Consider the following 17967-nt stretch of genomic DNA (forward strand, 5'->3'; position numbering starts at 1 on the left):
TCCCTTAATAGGGGACATCGACTGTAACAATGCCCGGAGGGTAGGGAAAATCCTCCTTTCTTGATGCAATAGCGAGTGGGGGAAACCCCCAAGACCGCGCTGCATCGCTAAAAACCCAATCATCAACCAACAATTGGTGTGTGAACCCAGCAAGACACAACTTGAGAGAAAAATGGTACGGCGGGGCACGCTGAAACCAAGTGAAACGGGAAAGTAACGGACTATGCACATGCACTTTCCAATAAGTAACTAAACGCCTAAGGAGACTAGCCCGCTGGGTCTTTCGTGAACTAAACTAGATTCTTGGTCTTGACGGGATAATGGTTTAGATATTGCCATTTGGACACGGAGGTTTAAGGCCGGTCGTAGATCTAGGAATCCCCGTCTTTTTAAAGCGGGGAGTGTCAACTAGGGAGAAATTTACTCTTAGCCAACAGCCAGCTGAGACGCTGATGGCAAGATCTACAGGTGCGACCCGTGGCGAATTTAATAATTAGATGCGGAAAGCGCACCTAAAAAGAAAACCCCCGAACCGTGAGCTTCGGGGGTAATTATTAGGGTGCATCTACCATTTCTTTCTTCTGAGTTGCTTCTCCAGTATCCGGAAGGTTTAGGAGGGGATGATTGACGACTGGCGGCAAGACCGTTGCTCGAAAGCTGTATTAATTATCAATTATCAATTGACTCAAGCGCCTTATGCGCTATGCGCACGCTACTTGAGGTGCCGTCAGCGGTCAGCCGTGAGCCAATGGCTCACGCTGCTTGAGGTGCTTATTTTATTCAAAAGCACCGATTGCGCTACGCCCATTAGCTGAACGCGCACGCGTGTGCGTAGCACATAAGCTGTTGGCGTAGCCTGGGCGTAGCGCATAGGCTTACAGTATTTATGCTTAAAATAACAAATCTAGAATATCGGTAGTAAAAAAAACCCCCGAACCGTGAGCTTCGGGGAGTAACTATCAGGGTGCATCTACCATTTCTCTTTTCTCGGTGATTTCACGTATATCCGGAAAAGTGACTCACTAATTGATTTAGAGGAATCTACAAAATCCTTAGATAGCTCGCAGGGATTGCTTTGGTAACTATAGGCCGATCAGAAAACCCCGGAAACTGGAGCTCCGGGGGTAATTATCAGGGTTCATCTACCATGCTTTTATTCTAAGTGATTTTACTGAGATTTTAACAAATATATTTATTGACATATATAACCAGATGTGCTAAAGAATAATCAAGTTATAGAACAGTAAGTCAGTTGACGCTCTAGGTAACACAGGCATTACTTGAGCTATAGCACTACACGCGCTTATCACCTGATTGAGGGGTGTTCAGGATAAGTCATGTACTTGCAGCAGTCAGCCCAATGCTTAAGTTTTCCTGGATTGTTGAGCTAACTGCGGAAAGGTTCATAGCTAAATGCTGACGTCACAAGATAGGATTATCTACAAGGTGAAGACTATAGACCCACGCAACTATGCCACGCACTCAACGCAACGATAACTTTATCGATAAAACCTTTACAGTGATGGCAGACATCCTCTTAAAGGTTCTCCCTACCAATAAGCAAGCCAAGGAAGCTTTTGTGTATTACCGAGATGGTATGTCAGCTCAAGCGGATGGGGAATATGCTGAAGCTATGGATAATTACAAAAAAGCGTTGGAACTAGAGGAAGACCCCAACGACCGTAGCTTTATTTTCTACAACATGGGGCTGATTCAAGCCAGTAATGGTGAGCATGAGCGTGCTTTAGAACTCTATCATCAAGCTCTTGAGATCAACCCCCGTATGCCTCAGGCCCTTAATAATGTAGCCGTAATTTACCATTATCAAGGTGAACAGTTTAAGGAAGCTGGGGATAGTGAGGGGGCAGAAGCTTTCTATGACAAAGCGGCTGATTATTGGAAACGAGCTATTCGCCTTGCTCCTAATAATTACATTGAAGCCCAAAACTGGCTGAAAACTACAGGTCGTTCTACCATTGATGTTTACTTTTAACTCCTAGCTTCTAGTTAATAAAACTCGCGTAATTCCCCACCTTCTTCAAAGGTGGGGATGGATAGCGAGACGATAGAGGCGCGCTTGACCTTTGAAGAATTAAATTACGGGGTCGCGCCTCAACTTATAATGCAAATCATCACGATTCATGCTAGAATAAAAGTGGTTGCTGACCCGCCTGACTGACTAAAAGGCTACCTTATAAACGGTCTGATATCCTATCAGTTTTAGACCATTAGGTGTACAAAGTACTAGCAGAGCTCAGGGAAGAGACAAGCCCCGGCTGGTTGACCACAGAGTCGTAATTCCAAGGTGAGTCTGTCGAGAAGACTATACGTCTGCGGAAGGCGGATGTCTGCCTGTGGACGCTGAGTAAGACCGTATTGCAGCTTGCTGTTTGAGGCGTCGGCGGATGAAGCGGGAAGCCCAAAAGACGAATAAAACCGTCCCTGATTGAGTTGAGATTGGAAGCCCCAGCCTCAGCGAAGCAGGCTGGGGTACTTCACTAAACTTGATAGTCTTTATAGTCTTTGATTTGGGCTAAGCCTTTAGTGTTGACTGTTGAGAAGTTCATTGAAGCCACAATATAACAAATTATGATAGACCGCGAACAAGTCCAAAAAGTAGCCAATCTTGCTCGTTTAGAACTCAAAGCAGAGGAAGAGGAGCAATTTGCAGCTCAGATGAGTAGTATTTTCGAATATTTTCAACAACTGAGTGAATTAGATACTGAGGATGTGCCGCCAACTACACGGGCGATTGATATTAGCAATGTGACTCGACTGGATACTCTCAAACCCTATACTGACAGGGATTGTATGTTCAGGGAAGCTCCTGAGCAGGATGGTGATTTCTTCAGAGTGCCAAAAATTATTACTGAAGGGTAACTGGGGTTGAAAGAGTTTGTTGTTGACGGTTGAGGGTTGACGGTTGAAGGCTAGTAGACAGTAAACTATCAAACCAAACCCTTAATTTTTAAATTAAACTATAAAAAACACACCATTTTATGGTAGGAAATTCCTCACCTTTGATTTCTGATCCTTCCTTAGACCCATGGATTCCCAAGTAGATTTCCAAGATGCCTTTGATGTGATTGTAGTTGGCGCGGGACACGCTGGTTGTGAAGCCGCCCTAGCTTCAGCACGGTTGGGCTGTCGTACTATCCTACTTACCCTCAATCTAGACAAAATTGCTTGGCAACCCTGTAACCCAGCAGTGGGAGCACCAGCCAAGTCTCAACTCACCCATGAGGTAGATGCTTTGGGTGGAGAAATTGGCAAAATGGCTGACCGTACCTACCTGCAAAAGCGGGTACTGAACTGTTCACGGGGACCAGCGGTTTGGGCTTTGCGAGCGCAGACGGATAAGCGAGAATATGCGGCTGTGATGAAGGAGATTGTAGAAAATCAAGAAAACTTGACTCTCCGGGAAGCCATGGTCACCGATTTGGTGCTGGGGGCTAATGATGAGGTGATAGGTGTTCAGACTTACTTCGGTGTGGCTTTGAAAGCATCGGCAGTGATATTGACAACTGGCACTTTCCTGGGTGGACGGATCTGGGTGGGAAACAAGTCCATGTCAGCAGGACGGGCTGGGGAATTTGCGGCAATTGGCTTGACGGAAACCCTTAACCGCTTAGGCTTTGAAACGGGACGACTCAAGACGGGAACCCCCGCACGGGTAGATAAGCGCTCCGTAGATTACAGCAACTTGGAACCTCAACCAGGGGATGAGGAGGTGCGCTGGTTTAGCTTTGACCCAGATGTGTGGGTGGAACGAGAGCAGATGAATTGCTATCTGACCCGCACGACTTCTGAGACTCACCGCTTGATTCGGGACAATCTTCATCTATCCCCAATCTATGGAGGCTGGGTGGATGCTAAAGGACCCCGATACTGCCCTAGTATTGAAGATAAAATTGTGCGCTTTGCTGATAAAGAAAGCCACCAGATTTTTATTGAACCAGAAGGACGAGATATTCCAGAACTCTATATCCAGGGATTTTCTACTGGATTACCAGAGAATATGCAGTTGCAGCTATTGCGAACTCTTCCGGGATTAGAAAATTGCGCTATGCTGCGTCCTGCTTATGCGGTTGAGTATGATTATTTACCGGCGACTCAGTGTTATCCAACACTGATGACTAAGACAATTGAGGGATTGTTCTGCGCTGGACAAATTAATGGTACCACTGGCTATGAGGAAGCAGCAGCTCAAGGTATTGTAGCGGGAATTAATGCAGTGCGCTATGTCCGCCATCAGGAAATGGTGGTGTTTCCTAGGGAAGAAAGCTATATAGGCACGTTAATTGACGATTTGTGTACCAAAGACCTGCGGGAACCTTACCGAATGCTGACTAGCCGTTCCGAGTATCGGTTACTATTGCGATCCGATAACGCTGACCGCCGTATGACTCCTTTAGGACGGAAACTGGGTTTGATTGATGACCGTAGGTGGCAGCTGTATCAACAAAAACAGGCGAACATTACCACAGAAAAAACCCGACTCCAGTCGGTGCGGATTAAGGAACATGATCCAATCGGAATTGCGATCGCATCCGATACCCAGCAAAAGATCAAAAACTCGATTACCTTAGCTGAGTTACTACGTCGTCCTGGTTTCCACTATGTCAATCTAGACCAATATGGACTGGGTGACCCTAAGCTGAATCAGTCGGAACGGGAAGGAGCAGAAATTGATCTAAAATATGATGGTTATCTTAAGCGTCAGCAAAAGCAAATTGACCAAGTTTCTCGGCAAGCTAATCGGCAGTTACCACCAGATTTGGATTATGCTGCTATTGAAACTCTATCCAAGGAGTCTCGTGAAAAGCTTAGCCAGGTCAAACCTATGACTATTGGTCAGGCATCGAGAGTTGGCGGGGTCAATCCAGCAGATATCAATGCGTTGCTGGTATATCTAGAGGTGCGGGAACGAAAGTTAAGTCGTGTTGTGGCTCCCTAATCTTAGGGTAATCTGTTAGTGATTCCTAATCTTAGGGCTGAGGAGATCGGCATTGCTCAATCAATGAATGAATATGAGTGGGGTGGGCTCCTACCTGGCAATTGTAACGGGCAAGATGCCCGTTCCACGGCAAGATGCCCGTTCCACGGCAAGATGCCCGTTCCACAACAAGATGCCTATTCCACAAAACTATTCAAATCATTCCATTATTAAGCAACACCCGATTTTTGAGGATTCTTCCCATAGAAAAGTAAAGTTTTGGGTCTCGGAAGATAATCTTCTCAAAGATATAGTCATAGTCAAAGTTACGAGAGCATACCATCGATGTCTCAGGATGTGATTACCAAAGACAAATCAACAGAGCGGTTGAACCCTCCCCTTCCCATTCAGCCATGGTCGGTAGATGCTGAAGCCGATAGGTTAATGGATGATTTATTTGGGGATCTGTACCAAATGATTGAAAACGGCTGCGAGTTGCCGAGAGAACCCCCTGAGCCAGACTATGTCTCCTTGGAACCGATAGCAATCCCGAAAATTCCCATATCAGCAGCAATCATTCCCTTTCTGGAATCGCCACTCCCCTCAACACAGGAGTTAGCCGAAACCACATCGAGTGAGTTGCAAACGACAACGGCAGATACTAACTCTAGTATTGTCGCGGATAACTCTGGTCAGTTTTTAGACAAGCTTCTATGGGCTTTAGCCTTACTGTCCCTATCCGCAATCACAATGATGTGGCTGACTAGCCAGGGAAAGCTAACTTGGTCATGGTTGAACAACTTGGTAGCTTTGGTATCTGTACAACAAGGCAAAGTCTCAGAACATGATGCCCAGTTTATTAACTATATGTTGCGATCGCTAGAAGTAATTGACCGCAAAGCAGAAGCTATCAAAAAAACTGTGATCGCTCAATCATTACCAGACCCCACGCCTCCCAATCCTCCGGTAGCTCCTAACTCAGCAGCAACTGCAGCACCAACTGCTATCAAAGAACGTGTCTTAGAACGAGTTTATTACATACCAATTGAAAAGGTTCCAACCCCTGATCCTGCCATAGCATCCTCAGCGCCAGTCACACCATCCCCTGCTACTACACCTGAACCTAAACCATCCCCATCACCAATCCCGAAACCTCCGTCAAATGCTGTTCTAGAACCACCGCCACCAACTATTGTAGAATTACCGCCACCACCAATGCCAGACCCCCTGCCCACCGCTACTCTTGACCGACTCCCTACCCCCCCACCTCCCCCACGAACATCACCTGCTATCAAACATACCTTGGTAGGATTACTGGAGCTAGGAGAACAATCTGCTGCTTTGTTTAAAATTGATGGTGTTACCCAACGGGTTAAGCTGGGGGAAGCAATTGCTAATAGCGGTTGGACTCTAGTCTCTGTAGATAATCAGGAAGCAGTTATTCGACGCAATGGTGAAGTTCGTTCAATTTACGTTGGACAACATTTTTAGCTATGTAAGATCATGACTGTAATAAATCACCATATCGAATGTAAAAAACAAATTCTAACGCTCTAGGGAAATTAAGAACAGGATGGCTCGGTTGCCAATTGCCAATGGTATTTTGTAGTGGGTTATATTATGTTTGTGATCGCATACCCAATTTATGCGATCGCAAAAACCCCAATGGTAACTTAAATTAACTATTATTAACTAACTATATTTAGCCTTCCTGTAGCTATTTCAGATAAGCTGAGATATGTTGATATAACAGAGTGAAAGATATATGATCTAATAGGATCTAGGATAGTGGTGCAGTGGGACTATTTGAAGACCTGAATCGATTTCTAGAAAGTCGTCTAGAAGAATTTCTCCGTAACAATCCTCATCTAGAGTTACAGGCACTAGAGGAGCAGTTGCGGGAGCAAGAAAAAGACACACTGCGGCTAATTATTGACTTACAGCAACAGGAAAAGCGGTTGCAAGACCAAATTCTCGCCGTTGCCAAAGACATTCAACGTTGGCATGAGCGTATTGAAAAGGCTAAGTCCCACAACAAATTTGATTTGGCTAAAGGAGCTCAAGAGCGAGAAGCAGCTCTGTTACGTCAAGGCAATCAGCTTTGGGGCCAGATGGAAGGGGTTAAACAGCGCATTACTAAAGCCAAGGAACTCCAACAACAGATTAAAAACCGTCGCGCTGAAGTTCAGGCTAAAGCTAGAGATACAGCAGCAGCTCGGGCAAGTGGTCAGCCAAAGCAGAACTCCCAGACATTTGCCTGGAATCAGACAACCAAGAGTAACCAATACAATATTCCTTCTGGTGTAGACCCTTTAGAGCAACAGTTTAAAAGCTGGGAAATGGATGAAGAATTGGAGGAAATGAAGCGGAATATGAACCGTTCTTGATGCAAAGCGCGAGTGGGGGAAACCACGCCAGTTGCTCATGGGGGAGACCCCCAAGACCGCACTGGCTCCCCAAGACCGCGCTGCATCGCTTGATCAAGGATGAATTATTAAAAATTAAGAATTCATTAATCCTTTTTTTGAAAAGGACGATTAATAATAAAAGAAATTGATTTTTGTTGGATAGGCAAGGTAGGAAATAAGGACTGCTTTGTAGGGTTTAATTTAGCAGTATTGGTAATGTCTTGGTCTTGGCTGTCTTGGCTTGGATTGGGATTAGATGAATCAGATGGGAAGGAAGGCTGGCGAAAAATCCAGCCTGGATGCTTGCCATAGTTAGAAGCGATCGCTAATAAGGCTCCTGCTAAGATAAACACCGGTAGTGGTAGAGTTACGTGTCTAACCCACTGGTAGATTTCCACCATCACAAAAAACACCAAAACGCTAGCTATCCAAATTTTTATAACTCTATCCGATACCATGCCAATCTTATGCTCTGATTCGGTTTGTTCCGTCTGAGGAAGCTGATGGAATGTGAGTCACGCAAACATTGTTTCCATCAGCTCCTGTAGACCATACTACACCTTGGCTGCTACTTTGGCTGGAGCGGATACCAAGCTTTCATAAGTTGACCGCATCTTCAGACCAACGAGAACCTGGAACAACCCAGAACCGTTGTTAGAGCCAGGATAATCCTTGTGCTTGAGCAATAACTCGGTCATCTCTCCATTGTACTTGGTTGAGGTATTGCTGAGGTGACTTTCGATGTAAATCATCTCGTTTAGGTTATCGAACTGACCATCTACCTCTAGTACAGAGACTTCGTTACCCATGTAGCTGTCTGGCCCATAGTACATTTTCAGACCAGGATAAGCACAGGTTAGCTTGCGACCACAAGGTCTCCAATCGATGGTTGACCCTTCATCAAACAGATAAACTGGGTTGAAGTCTTTCACTCCTTCCTTTTGAACTAGGCGCACCCGCAGTAGATTGCTTTCCTTAGCTGCCTCTCCCTGAAGCAGCTGGGTGGGAAAGATTTGAATGACCACATCAGCGTATTGCTTCTGGACTTCAATGTAAGCTTCAAAGTCTGGACGTCTAGCTTCAATCGACGCTAGGATATCCTCATAACGATGGCCCCGTTCTGCCATGTCCCGCTGGATTTTCCATTGGATTTTGACCTCATCGCTAATGTCTAGGTAAACCCCGAAGTCAACCAGATCACGCACCCGCTCATCATAAAGAGGGTGCAGGCCTTCAATCACTACAACTTTATTTGGCTCAATCCGCTCTGGTGGATCAAGTTCACCGGTCTCATGGTTGTAGATAGGTTTGTCTATGCCCCGACCTTCTTTTAGCGCTTTGATTTGCTCATACATCAAGTCAAAGTTATTTGCCTTAGGATTAAGGGCAGTAACTTTTTTCTCTTTGCGCTGTTTACGATCCAGACTGTGATAGTCATCGAGACAAATCACCGTCATGAACTCCTGGCCAAATAGGTCGGTCAAACGCTTCAGAAACGTTGATTTACCGCATCCTGAGTCTCCAGCAACTCCTATAACTACCACCCTCTCCAGATCTGTGGTCATATCTTCCCTCTAACGTAAAACATATTCTCAAATCAGTTTTCAGTAAGCCAAAGCCCAAGCCTGGGAGCAATCTGACACACGCTTATAGTGGTGCTTGATAACATGCCACCATAAATCCACTCGCTTAAGTACTAACCACTAGGGAAGACCAAAGCCAAGCTCTGCTTAAGTATTTACTACTAGCTGCTCATAGTGGATTCTACCAAAACCAGATTGCTTATACAAGGCTGATTGTCAGTAGCATTACCTCGCTTAGTACTTATGCTAAGGTTTGTTGGGCATTTTTTAAAGAAAAAATTAAACTGACTCAGGATTTACAGTTTTTGAGTTACTCATCATGTAACTTGAGAGTAGTGCCTAGCAGTGCCTCTACACTAATTCTCTCCCTGATAAACCAAAAACATTACTGGGCATAGCTTTACAATGTTACGCTAATAAGGCATTATTCGGGGTTATTACTAGCTAGCCGCTCACCCATCGACCGTGAGTCCGTTTGTGGTGCCAAGGCAAGTCTTAGGAATACATAGTTAGCAATACATAGTCAGTTTGGTTTGGAGCAATAGAAGCAATGTCTAGTCCTAGCGAGTCTACTAATTCCAGCACTGCTACAGAATTTGGTAGTCGCACTTACCTTTATGAGGTAGTCGGTCTTCGTCAAAATGGACCGATTCGTCAGAGTGGCACGGTTTTGTTGACGGTGCCCTATAACCGCATGAAGCAGGAAATGCAGCGGATTGCTCGCATGGGAGGGAAGATTGTCAGCATTAAACCTCTATCCAGTAGTGCTGCGAATGGGTCAGTGGCTCAAACACAACCTACCCAGTCAGAAAACACAACTAAGCCTACCCAGTCAGAAAAGACAACTAAGCCTATGACTCAAGCGAAACCCAAAAAGGCCAAAGATAATATCCCTGTCAATACCTATCGACCCAAAAACCCCTTCATTGGTAAGTGTATATCAAACGAACAACTAGTCCGGGAAGGGGGTATTGGTAATTGCCGTCACCTGAAATTTGACCTTTCTGGAAGTGAGCTGCGCTATCTCGAAGGTCAAAGTATTGGGATTATTCCCGATGGTACTGATGACAAAGGGAAACCCCACAAGCTTCGTCTGTACTCCATTGCTTCTACTCGTCACGGCGATGACTTGGATGATAAGACAGTATCTTTGTGTGTCAGACAGCTACAGTACAAACATCCCGAAACTGGGGAGACCGTAAACGGTGTCTGCTCTACTTTCCTGTGCAATATGAATCCAGGGGATGATGTCAAAATCACTGGACCGGTGGGTAAGGAGATGTTGCTGCCATCAGACCCCAATGCCAATATCATCATGATGGCAACGGGCACTGGTATTGCACCATTCCGCGCTTTCCTATGGCGGATGTTTAAGGAGCAGCACGAAGATTACAAGTTCAAGGGCTTGGCTTGGCTGATCTTTGGTATTTCTACTACCCCTAACATCCTCTACAAAGATGATTTAGAAGCAATGCAGCAGAATAACCCAGATAACTTCCGCCTCACCTATGCCATTAGCCGTGAGCAGAAGAATTCTGAAGGGGGCAAAATGTATATCCAGCACAGGGTGGCCGAACATGCTGACGAGTTGTGGAAGCTGATGCAGGAACCAAACACCCATACCTACATCTGCGGATTAAAAGGTATGGAAGGTGGTATTGATGAGGCTTTGACCGCTGCAGCTGCTAAAGAGGATGTAGATTGGACTACATACCGACAGCAAATGAAGAAAGCACATCGCTGGCACGTAGAAACCTACTAGTAAAAACCTAATAGGTTACGGCTGGTATAAAGTAAATCCTCCTTTTGGAGGATTTAGATCAAACTAGCGCGTCTGTTTCCTTTGCCAATAGGCCTGAGGGACACAGGCGCGCTACTGTTTTTTTGAGCTTATCCTAACTCCCTTGCTCAGATGATGAGAGTTATGTTAAATTTAGTTAAAATAACGTTACAATAACTTGTGTTATCACCAGTTATGTGTCAATAACCCTCAAAGGTATTGACAGAAAATACAAACATACTATAAGCAAACGGTTTTAGGGTATTCAATCAATTTTTGATCTTGAGTTCTTTTGTAATCAGATCCTCCCTCACAGGGTGATACCAGCATTCGTTAGCAATAATAGAGGCGAATAAGACATGAAATTTTCTTGGAGAATACTCCTACTCTGGACATTACCTGCCCTAGTCATTGGTTTTTTCTTTTGGCAGGGAACATTTGCCAGTACTACCGGGAATATGGGTAGTAATACCGCCAGTACTCGCATGACCTATGGTCGCTTCTTGGACTATATTGATTCCGGTAGAGTCACTAGTGTTGACCTCTATGATAGTGGTCGCACAGCGATTGTAGAAGCTGTGGATGTGGATCTTGATAACCGCTTACAGCGGCTGCGAGTAGATCTGCCAATTAGTGCACCGGAACTGATTTCTAAGCTCAGAGAGTCTAATATTGCTCTGACATCCCATCCCGCTCGCAATGATGGTGCAATTTGGGGACTGCTGGGGAATTTAATTTTTCCGATTCTCTTGATTGCGGGATTATTTTTCCTATTCCGTCGCTCCAGCAACATGAATGGTGGTCCTGGTCAAGCGATGAATTTCGGGAAATCCCGGGCGCGGTTCATGATGGAAGCGAAAACTGGAGTCCTGTTTGATGATGTGGCCGGTATCGAAGAAGCCAAAGAGGAACTCGAAGAAGTAGTTACCTTCCTCAAGCAACCGGAACGGTTTACCGCTGTCGGAGCACGAATACCAAAAGGTGTGCTGCTGGTCGGTCCTCCTGGAACTGGTAAAACCCTCTTAGCAAAAGCGATCGCTGGTGAAGCAGGAGTGCCTTTCTTTAGTATCTCTGGTTCCGAATTCGTGGAAATGTTCGTGGGTGTTGGTGCCTCTAGGGTTCGTGACTTGTTCAAAAAAGCTAAGGAAAATGCCCCTTGTTTGATATTTATCGATGAAATTGATGCGGTAGGACGGCAACGGGGAGCTGGAATTGGTGGTGGTAACGATGAACGGGAGCAAACCCTAAACCAATTGCTGACGGAAATGGACGGGTTTGAAGGAAACACTGGCATTATCGTGATTGCGGCTACTAACCGTGCGGATGTGTTGGATACAGCTCTGTTACGTCCCGGACGCTTTGACCGCCAGGTGATGGTAGATCCCCCAGACCTGAAAGGGCGGATTAAGATTTTGGAAGTCCATGCTCGGGATAAAAAACTGGCTTCAGAAATTTCCATCGAAGTAATCGCAAGACGGACTCCTGGATTCACTGGTGCTGATTTATCCAACCTCCTCAATGAAGCCGCTATCCTGACTGCTCGCCGTCGCAAAGAAGCGATTACAATGCTGGAAATCAATGATGCGGTTGACCGGGTAGTAGCTGGGATGGAAGGTACTCCCCTGGTAGATAGCAAGAACAAGCGATTGATTGCTTATCATGAAGTTGGTCACGCTATTATTGGTACCCTAGTAAAGGATCACGACCCTGTACAGAAAGTTACCCTGATTCCCCGAGGACAAGCTCAAGGTCTAACCTGGTTTACTCCTAGTGAAGAGCAAGGTTTAATTACCAGAGCTCAGCTTTTGGCTCGCATTACTGGAGCTTTAGGAGGTCGAGCTGCGGAAGAAGAAGTATTCGGTCATGCTGAAGTCACTACTGGTGCCGGTGGTGATTTGCAGCAATTGACTGGGATCGCACGGCAAATGGTAACTCGCTACGGGATGAGTGACTTAGGTTCTCTGTCCTTGGAAAGCCAAGAGGGAGAAGTCTTTCTCGGTGCGGGATTAATGTCTAGGGCAGAGTACTCTGAAGAGGTTGCTGCTCGGATTGATCAGCAAGTTCGTCAAATTGTAGAACATTGCCATAAAGAAGCACGAGAGATCATTCGAGATAATCGAGATGCGGTTGACCGATTGGTGGATCTGTTGATTGAAAAAGAAACTATTGAGGGTGAGGAGTTCCGTCAAATTGTGGCTGAGTACACCGATGTGCCTGAAAAGCCACAGTATGTACCTCAGTTATAAGGGCTTGTTAACTGTTGAGGGTTGAAGGTTGTTCGCGTAGCGTGGCCGAAAGGCCAAGGTTGAAGGTTGTTCGCGTAGCGTGGCCGAAAGGCCAAGGTTTAATGTTGTTCGCGTAGCGTGGCCGAAAGGCCAAGGTTTAATGTTGTTCGCGTAGCGTGGCCGAAAGGCCAAGGTTTGAGGTTAGTGGACAGTAGGCAAAAGTATCACAAAGCTTGGCCATTGCCTCAAGTAATTTGCTATACTTTAACTATGAAATTAGTGCAATGACCTTGTCTCAATTCAATAAATTTCCCGAAAACCAAGGGTTTTGTAGTGAGATTGGATCTGGTTTACGCATTTTTATGATGGCGCACAGTGAGGCGAGCAATCCCTCGCCTCACTGTGCTTTGGGAGATACCCCCTGGCTGAGCAATCAGCTTGCATTGGCGGGCTAAAGTTTATCTTGGTAGACTTTGGTAGCTAAAAAGTATCGGTTACAGCAAAATTTAATCGGTAGTTGAGTGGGCATCGAACCCATACAATTACCTACTATGCTTCCCCGGCTTGTTCAGAAGTCGGGGATTGTTGTAATTTTGTTCATTGAATATAGCGGTTTTCTTGAGCAATCAAGTATAGCGAATTTTCTTCCCCTTGCTCCCGACTCCCGACTCCCGACTCCCGACTCCCTATTCCCTATTCTCTATTCCCTATTCCCTATTCCCTTTACTAAACTACCTCACCCAATTAAAAACTGCTATAACATCTAAGCCAAATATGGCAAGATTACTTGAAACTTTGTTCCCACACCAATTTCGCTGTCCAGGTTAATCTTACCCCGATGCAATTCAACACATTTTTTAGCAATAGCCAGACCTAATCCTGTTCCTTTTATAGCACCAACATTAGTGGCTCGATAGAAAGATTCAAACACTCGTTGCTTTTCTTTTGGCGGAATACCAATCCCTGAATCCCGAATAGTTAAAATAGCTTCTTCTGGCTGACAAAATACCTCAAATTTAATGATGCCTCCTTGGGGAGAATATTTAACCGCATTAGATAGTATATTAGTCAAAATTTGTCCAACTAGCTGTTCATCTAAATTAACTTGACTAGAATTACTCTGACTGGAAAAATCTATTTTATAGTCACTAGTTAAAGTAAGCTGTAAATTATTAAGGATTTTTTGGCATAGTTTTTCTAGATTCAAGTATTCAGGATGACAATCAAGTTCCCCTGATTCAGTTTTATCTAGGAAAATCACATTGGTCAGGAGTTGGTTCATGTGTTCAACGGCCCATCCAATTTGTTTAAAATGTTTCAGTTTTTTATCGTCTGACAATTTTTCACTGTACTTAGCTAGCAATTCAGTAGAGGATTGAATCATCATCATTGGAGTACGAAACTCATGAGATATCGTACTAATAACTCTAGATTTAAGTTCACTGAGTTCTTTTTCTTGTTCTAGGGATTTGCGAATGATTTCTGAGCGACGTTCTCGTTCTTGGATATCCGCTTCCAATTTGATTTTCTCTTTTTCTAAAGCTTGAGCTTTTCTAAGTTCAGTGGTGTCTTGTAGCATACCAGAAAAACCGGTAACTACACCATCAATAATCAAGCTTGAATGAATAGTAATCTCCCCCCAGCGGCACTTGCCTGTTTTGGTAACATATCTTATTTCATGTTTAAAGGAATCCTTTTCACCCTTGACTAGAGACTGCCACAATTGTTGATAACGTTCCTGATCATCAGGATCAATAAATTTTAGGCAATTTTTCCCGAGACTTTCTTCTACAGTAAAGCCAGTGAAAGTAGTCCAGGCGGAATTGAGAAATATCCAGTGTCCAGTGGCATCGATTTGAAAAAACACTTCTTTAACACTTTCTACCACAGAACGATATTGTTTCTCCCTCTCCCGTAAGGTTTTTTCTGCTCGACTAGCTTCAATAAGACGACGGACACGCTGCCTTAGCACTGATGGTTGGATGGGTTTAGTTATATAATCCGTTGCTCCGACTTCAAATGCCCAATCAACGGACGCTTGGTCATTAAGTCCAGTAATCATTAATACTGGTGTTGATTCATTTTTAAGTAGCTTTTGGATTTGGGCGCAACACATAAACCCATCCATCACTGGCATCATAGCATCCAGTAAGACTATGTCCGGTTTTAGCTGAGTATAAGCTGCCAGACACTGCTCGCCATCTCCTACATCTTCGACGTTATATCCCTCATTTTCCATAATTGCACGCAGCATTTTCCGCGTTTGTGTATCATCATCGGCGACCAGGATTATAGGAGCATGGTTTTGTTCAGTATTCATCATAGTTAAGCTATTTTAAACTGTTAATTATTAATGGGTTAAATCGTTTTATATATTTTGATAATTTTAGTGTATTTGTTAATTGATTTTAAAATAAACTACAAAAAAAGGTTATTACCCCTCAGTAATGAGCATTTTTAACTGATCCAATAACCTAACTTACTTCTAAATATATTGATAAACATTACTATAGTTGTGAACCTTAGCACAGGAATTTTGCCTGCACAAGCATAATGCTCACAGGAACAATGTATTTGACGAATCAAATCGGATGGTAGTTTGAGAAGGTTTAAAAGTCCCCTGCTTTATCTTCCTGGATCATCTCTAGTTGCTAAAACCGTATTTTTGGGGATTTTTTTGAGATTGTAGTCAATTAATATCTAGCAGAAATTACTCAAAGTCTTGATTTTTGACTGTTGACTGTTTACTAGCAATAGTCAACTTAAGCCAATGCATAGCCCTACCCAAATTCTGGTAAGGCACACACCAAATTTCTTTCCTCTGGTCTGCTTCTTCCCACTCTTCCCCTCTAAGCCTAAAAAAAAAGAAGAGAGTCACAAGTGCGGCTCTCTTAATCATCAGGGTGCATCTACTGATCTAAATATAACACAAATAATGAGGGGTGCAACCCATCACCCCAAAAAAATAACAAAATGTTATTTTAGATACCGTCTTCAGGAGTTAACTGGAAACGGATGGGTTAACCCATGTAACGGATATAACGGAAGATGATATGGTTCTACAAAGACTCAAGTTCTGCTCAAGACGTCAAACTCTGCAATGGCTAATCTTTGCATCCAGCAGCGTTATCCTGGGGGCATGTACTCCCCCAAAGCAAACATCTTCTGGGAATGACTTGGGTGATTCTAAGCCTAGCCCATCGATGTCTTTGTCTCTAGGGGTGACCACTTGGATTGGTTTAACTCCTCTTTTGATTGCGCTCAAAAAAGGCTTCTTTCAGGAACTGGGGCTAAGGGTTGACCTGAAAACCTTTGGGTATAATCCCGATTATATCTCTGGCTTTTTAGCAGGAAAACTCGATGCTATTGCTCCTGTAACGTCTGAAGCAGTCTTATTGGCAACTAAGGGCAAAGACTATCGCATTGTTTTGGTAGAGGATAACTCCGTTGGTGGGGATGGCATCTTAGCCCGCAACAGTATTAGTAGCATTAAGGACTTTAAGGGCAAGAAGATTGCGGTTGAAAAAGGGGCAGTTAGCCATTTCTTCCTACTAAAAGTACTCACAGCAGTTGGGTTGAGTGAAGGTGATGTTACCTTGGTGAATGTGGATCCAGCGGGAGCAGCAGCAGCTTACCAGGTGGGGAATGTGGACATTGCTGTTACCTATGCACCATTCCTAAAACAGGCTAACTTGGCTCAACCTGATGGACGCATCATCTACGACTCGTCCCAAATACCAACAGCGATTACTGATGTTTATCTGTTTGCCACTGAGTATATCGAAGCCAACCCAGAGGCGGTGGAAGCCTTTGTCAAAGGGGTTTTCAAAGGACTAGCCTTTCTCAATCAACATCGATCGGAAGGGTTAGCGATCGCAGCGAAGGAGTTGAAAATTGAGCCGGATGCCCTAGCTGCTGATCTAAAAGGCATTAGTCTCCCAGATGCTCGTGCCAATCTGGAGATGCTAGGAAATAAGCAGAGTGATTCCTACTTACTGGAGCCCTTGATGGATATGGCGAGGTTTTTGGCAAACCACGGCAAGATTGATACTATTCCTGATATGGAGCAATTTCTGGAACCGAAATTTGTGAAAGCTGCTTTAGAAGCATAGAAACATTACGTAAATTTGCTGTCAGTTAAGACCCCTGTGCCACAACCTATATCTTCTCCCCGCAAACGTTACCTACGACCATCGGTATTTTGGAGTATCCGTCAGGGCTTTCCTGCTTGGCTCAGTGTCCTGCTCACCATCATTGCCTTAGTAGTACCCCTGCTAGTTTGGATCTTCCTAAGCTATCAAGAATTAGTAGACCCAAGATTCTTGCCAAGTCCGATGGTTGTCCTGAAAGCTGGCTGGAAGATGTTGACAGAAGAGCAGTTACTGACTGATATTATCGCCAGTTTTACCCGTGTGCTAGTTGGTTTTCTGTTTGCGGCAGTAGTTGGTATTCCCATTGGCATTGCCATGGGGACATTTTACAGCATGGAGAGCCTGTTTGGTACGATTGTCGGTATTGTACGCTATATGCCAGTGGCGGCGTTTATGCCCCTAATTGTTCTGTGGGCAGGGTTAGGTGAAACCGCAAAGATCATAATTATTTTCTTGGGAATTGTGTTCTACAACGCGATAATGATTGCTGATGCTGTCAAGTTTATCCCTGATGAAATGCTTAATGTGGCTTACACCTTGGGGGCGAATCGGGTTGATGTATTATTTCGAGTGATTCTACCAGCAACTCTACCAAATATTATTGATACGATGCGGGTTAATGTTGCTGGTGCCTGGAACTTTCTGGTGATTGCAGAATTAATTGCTGCTGAAAATGGTTTGGGCTTCAAGATTATCTATTTTCAACGATTCCTAGAGACCGATAAAGTTCTCTTTTGTATTTTAGTGATTGGACTAATTGGGTTGATGCTGGATTTTGGGTTTAGGTTGCTTTTCCGCTTAACTGTTCCTTGGTCGGAGCAATTTGTTGAACGTTAAAGGTTTAAGAAGGTTGAAGGTTGAAGGTTTAAGAAGGTTGAAGGTTA

The 17967-nt window shown here is 44.4% G+C and carries 15 protein-coding genes; 10 read left to right on the plus strand and 5 right to left on the minus strand.

Going from position 1 to position 17967, the window contains the following annotated elements; genetic code table 11:
* The first annotated feature begins 1471 nt into the window (after nucleotides 1–1471).
* From F6J99_RS05115 to mnmG, 3 genes are all read left to right on the plus strand, one after another.
* Nucleotides 1472–1993: a photosystem I assembly protein Ycf3 gene (locus F6J99_RS05115; protein ID WP_070393015.1), complete on the plus strand. Its 522-nt coding sequence runs from the start codon at nucleotides 1472–1474 to the stop codon at nucleotides 1991–1993.
* Nucleotides 1994–2589: 596 nt separating this feature from the next.
* The gene (gene gatC / locus F6J99_RS05120; protein ID WP_293111986.1) at nucleotides 2590–2880 is read left to right on the plus strand and encodes an Asp-tRNA(Asn)/Glu-tRNA(Gln) amidotransferase subunit GatC; all 291 of its coding nucleotides are present in this window, start codon (nucleotides 2590–2592) and stop codon (nucleotides 2878–2880) included.
* Between the two features lie 166 nt (nucleotides 2881–3046).
* Entirely contained in the window at nucleotides 3047–4957 is a 1911-nt protein-coding gene (mnmG, locus tag F6J99_RS05125) for a tRNA uridine-5-carboxymethylaminomethyl(34) synthesis enzyme MnmG (protein WP_293111987.1), read from the plus strand.
* A 193-nt stretch (nucleotides 4958–5150) separates the two neighbouring features.
* Here mnmG and F6J99_RS05130 read toward each other — a convergent pair whose 3' ends face one another.
* The gene (locus tag F6J99_RS05130) at nucleotides 5151–5279 is read right to left on the minus strand and encodes a hypothetical protein (protein WP_267876573.1); all 129 of its coding nucleotides are present in this window, start codon (nucleotides 5277–5279) and stop codon (nucleotides 5151–5153) included.
* A 2-nt stretch (nucleotides 5280–5281) separates the two neighbouring features.
* On the opposite strand from F6J99_RS05130, the gene F6J99_RS05135 reads away from it, so the two are divergent.
* Nucleotides 5282–6427: a hypothetical protein gene (locus F6J99_RS05135; RefSeq protein WP_293111988.1), complete on the plus strand. Its 1146-nt coding sequence runs from the start codon at nucleotides 5282–5284 to the stop codon at nucleotides 6425–6427.
* A gap of 305 nt (nucleotides 6428–6732) precedes the next feature.
* The gene (locus tag F6J99_RS05140; RefSeq protein ID WP_293111989.1) at nucleotides 6733–7323 is read left to right on the plus strand and encodes a TIGR04376 family protein; all 591 of its coding nucleotides are present in this window, start codon (nucleotides 6733–6735) and stop codon (nucleotides 7321–7323) included.
* A 125-nt stretch (nucleotides 7324–7448) separates the two neighbouring features.
* Here F6J99_RS05140 and F6J99_RS05145 read toward each other — a convergent pair whose 3' ends face one another.
* Nucleotides 7449–7802, minus strand: a complete 354-nt coding sequence (locus F6J99_RS05145) for a hypothetical protein (protein ID WP_293111990.1) — start codon at nucleotides 7800–7802, stop codon at nucleotides 7449–7451.
* Between the two features lie 96 nt (nucleotides 7803–7898).
* Nucleotides 7899–8909 carry a phosphoribulokinase gene (locus tag F6J99_RS05150; protein ID WP_075899592.1) on the minus strand — a complete coding sequence of 337 codons (1011 nt, stop codon included), beginning with the start codon at nucleotides 8907–8909 and terminating at the stop codon, nucleotides 7899–7901.
* Nucleotides 8910–9477: 568 nt separating this feature from the next.
* Here F6J99_RS05150 and petH point away from each other — a divergent pair.
* The gene (petH, locus tag F6J99_RS05155) at nucleotides 9478–10689 is read left to right on the plus strand and encodes a ferredoxin--NADP reductase (protein ID WP_293111991.1); all 1212 of its coding nucleotides are present in this window, start codon (nucleotides 9478–9480) and stop codon (nucleotides 10687–10689) included.
* Between the two features lie 377 nt (nucleotides 10690–11066).
* Nucleotides 11067–12953, plus strand: coding sequence for an ATP-dependent zinc metalloprotease FtsH2 (gene ftsH2 / locus F6J99_RS05160; RefSeq protein ID WP_293111992.1), 1887 nt, complete (start codon nucleotides 11067–11069; stop codon nucleotides 12951–12953).
* On the opposite strand, the gene F6J99_RS05165 is transcribed toward ftsH2, so the two are convergent.
* Nucleotides 12948–13124, minus strand: coding sequence for a hypothetical protein (locus tag F6J99_RS05165; RefSeq protein ID WP_293111993.1), 177 nt, complete (start codon nucleotides 13122–13124; stop codon nucleotides 12948–12950). The genes ftsH2 and F6J99_RS05165 overlap by 6 nt on opposite strands.
* Before the next feature lie 401 nt (nucleotides 13125–13525).
* Here F6J99_RS05165 and F6J99_RS05170 point away from each other — a divergent pair, with 401 nt between their 5' ends.
* Nucleotides 13526–13699 carry a hypothetical protein gene (locus F6J99_RS05170; RefSeq protein ID WP_293111994.1) on the plus strand — a complete coding sequence of 58 codons (174 nt, stop codon included), beginning with the start codon at nucleotides 13526–13528 and terminating at the stop codon, nucleotides 13697–13699.
* Here F6J99_RS05170 and F6J99_RS05175 read toward each other — a convergent pair.
* Complete coding sequence (locus F6J99_RS05175) at nucleotides 13696–15255, minus strand: response regulator (RefSeq protein ID WP_365972643.1); 1560 nt, start codon at nucleotides 15253–15255, stop codon at nucleotides 13696–13698. The genes F6J99_RS05170 and F6J99_RS05175 overlap by 4 nt on opposite strands.
* Nucleotides 15256–15985: 730 nt before the next feature.
* On the opposite strand from F6J99_RS05175, the gene F6J99_RS05180 reads away from it, so the two are divergent.
* Nucleotides 15986–17044, plus strand: a complete 1059-nt coding sequence (locus F6J99_RS05180; RefSeq protein ID WP_293111995.1) for an ABC transporter substrate-binding protein — start codon at nucleotides 15986–15988, stop codon at nucleotides 17042–17044.
* 36 nt (nucleotides 17045–17080) lie between these two features.
* Nucleotides 17081–17920 (plus strand): ABC transporter permease, encoded by an 840-nt coding sequence (locus F6J99_RS05185; RefSeq protein ID WP_293111996.1) that lies wholly within the window; start codon nucleotides 17081–17083, stop codon nucleotides 17918–17920.
* Nucleotides 17921–17967: the final 47 nt, after the last annotated feature.

The sequence above is a fragment of the Moorena sp. SIO4G3 genome, from assembly GCF_010692305.1.
GTDB lineage: Bacteria > Cyanobacteriota > Cyanobacteriia > Cyanobacteriales > Coleofasciculaceae > Moorena > Moorena producens_A.

Excerpts from the sequence above, each read along its gene's own strand:
- F6J99_RS05145 (WP_293111990.1), bottom strand. The coding sequence starts at position 7,802 with ATGGTATCGGATAGAGTTATAAAAATTTGGATAGCTAGCGTTTTGGTG.
- gatC (WP_293111986.1), top strand. The coding sequence starts at position 2,590 with ATGATAGACCGCGAACAAGTCCAAAAAGTAGCCAATCTTGCTCGTTTA.
- ftsH2 (WP_293111992.1), top strand. The coding sequence starts at position 11,067 with ATGAAATTTTCTTGGAGAATACTCCTACTCTGGACATTACCTGCCCTA.
- petH (WP_293111991.1), top strand. The coding sequence starts at position 9,478 with ATGTCTAGTCCTAGCGAGTCTACTAATTCCAGCACTGCTACAGAATTT.
- F6J99_RS05130 (WP_267876573.1), bottom strand. The coding sequence starts at position 5,279 with ATGGTATGCTCTCGTAACTTTGACTATGACTATATCTTTGAGAAGATT.
- F6J99_RS05135 (WP_293111988.1), top strand. The coding sequence starts at position 5,282 with ATGTCTCAGGATGTGATTACCAAAGACAAATCAACAGAGCGGTTGAAC.
- F6J99_RS05175 (WP_365972643.1), bottom strand. The coding sequence starts at position 15,255 with ATGATGAATACTGAACAAAACCATGCTCCTATAATCCTGGTCGCCGAT.
- F6J99_RS05180 (WP_293111995.1), top strand. The coding sequence starts at position 15,986 with ATGGTTCTACAAAGACTCAAGTTCTGCTCAAGACGTCAAACTCTGCAA.
- F6J99_RS05150 (WP_075899592.1), bottom strand. The coding sequence starts at position 8,909 with ATGACCACAGATCTGGAGAGGGTGGTAGTTATAGGAGTTGCTGGAGAC.
- mnmG (WP_293111987.1), top strand. The coding sequence starts at position 3,047 with ATGGATTCCCAAGTAGATTTCCAAGATGCCTTTGATGTGATTGTAGTT.
- F6J99_RS05115 (WP_070393015.1), top strand. The coding sequence starts at position 1,472 with ATGCCACGCACTCAACGCAACGATAACTTTATCGATAAAACCTTTACA.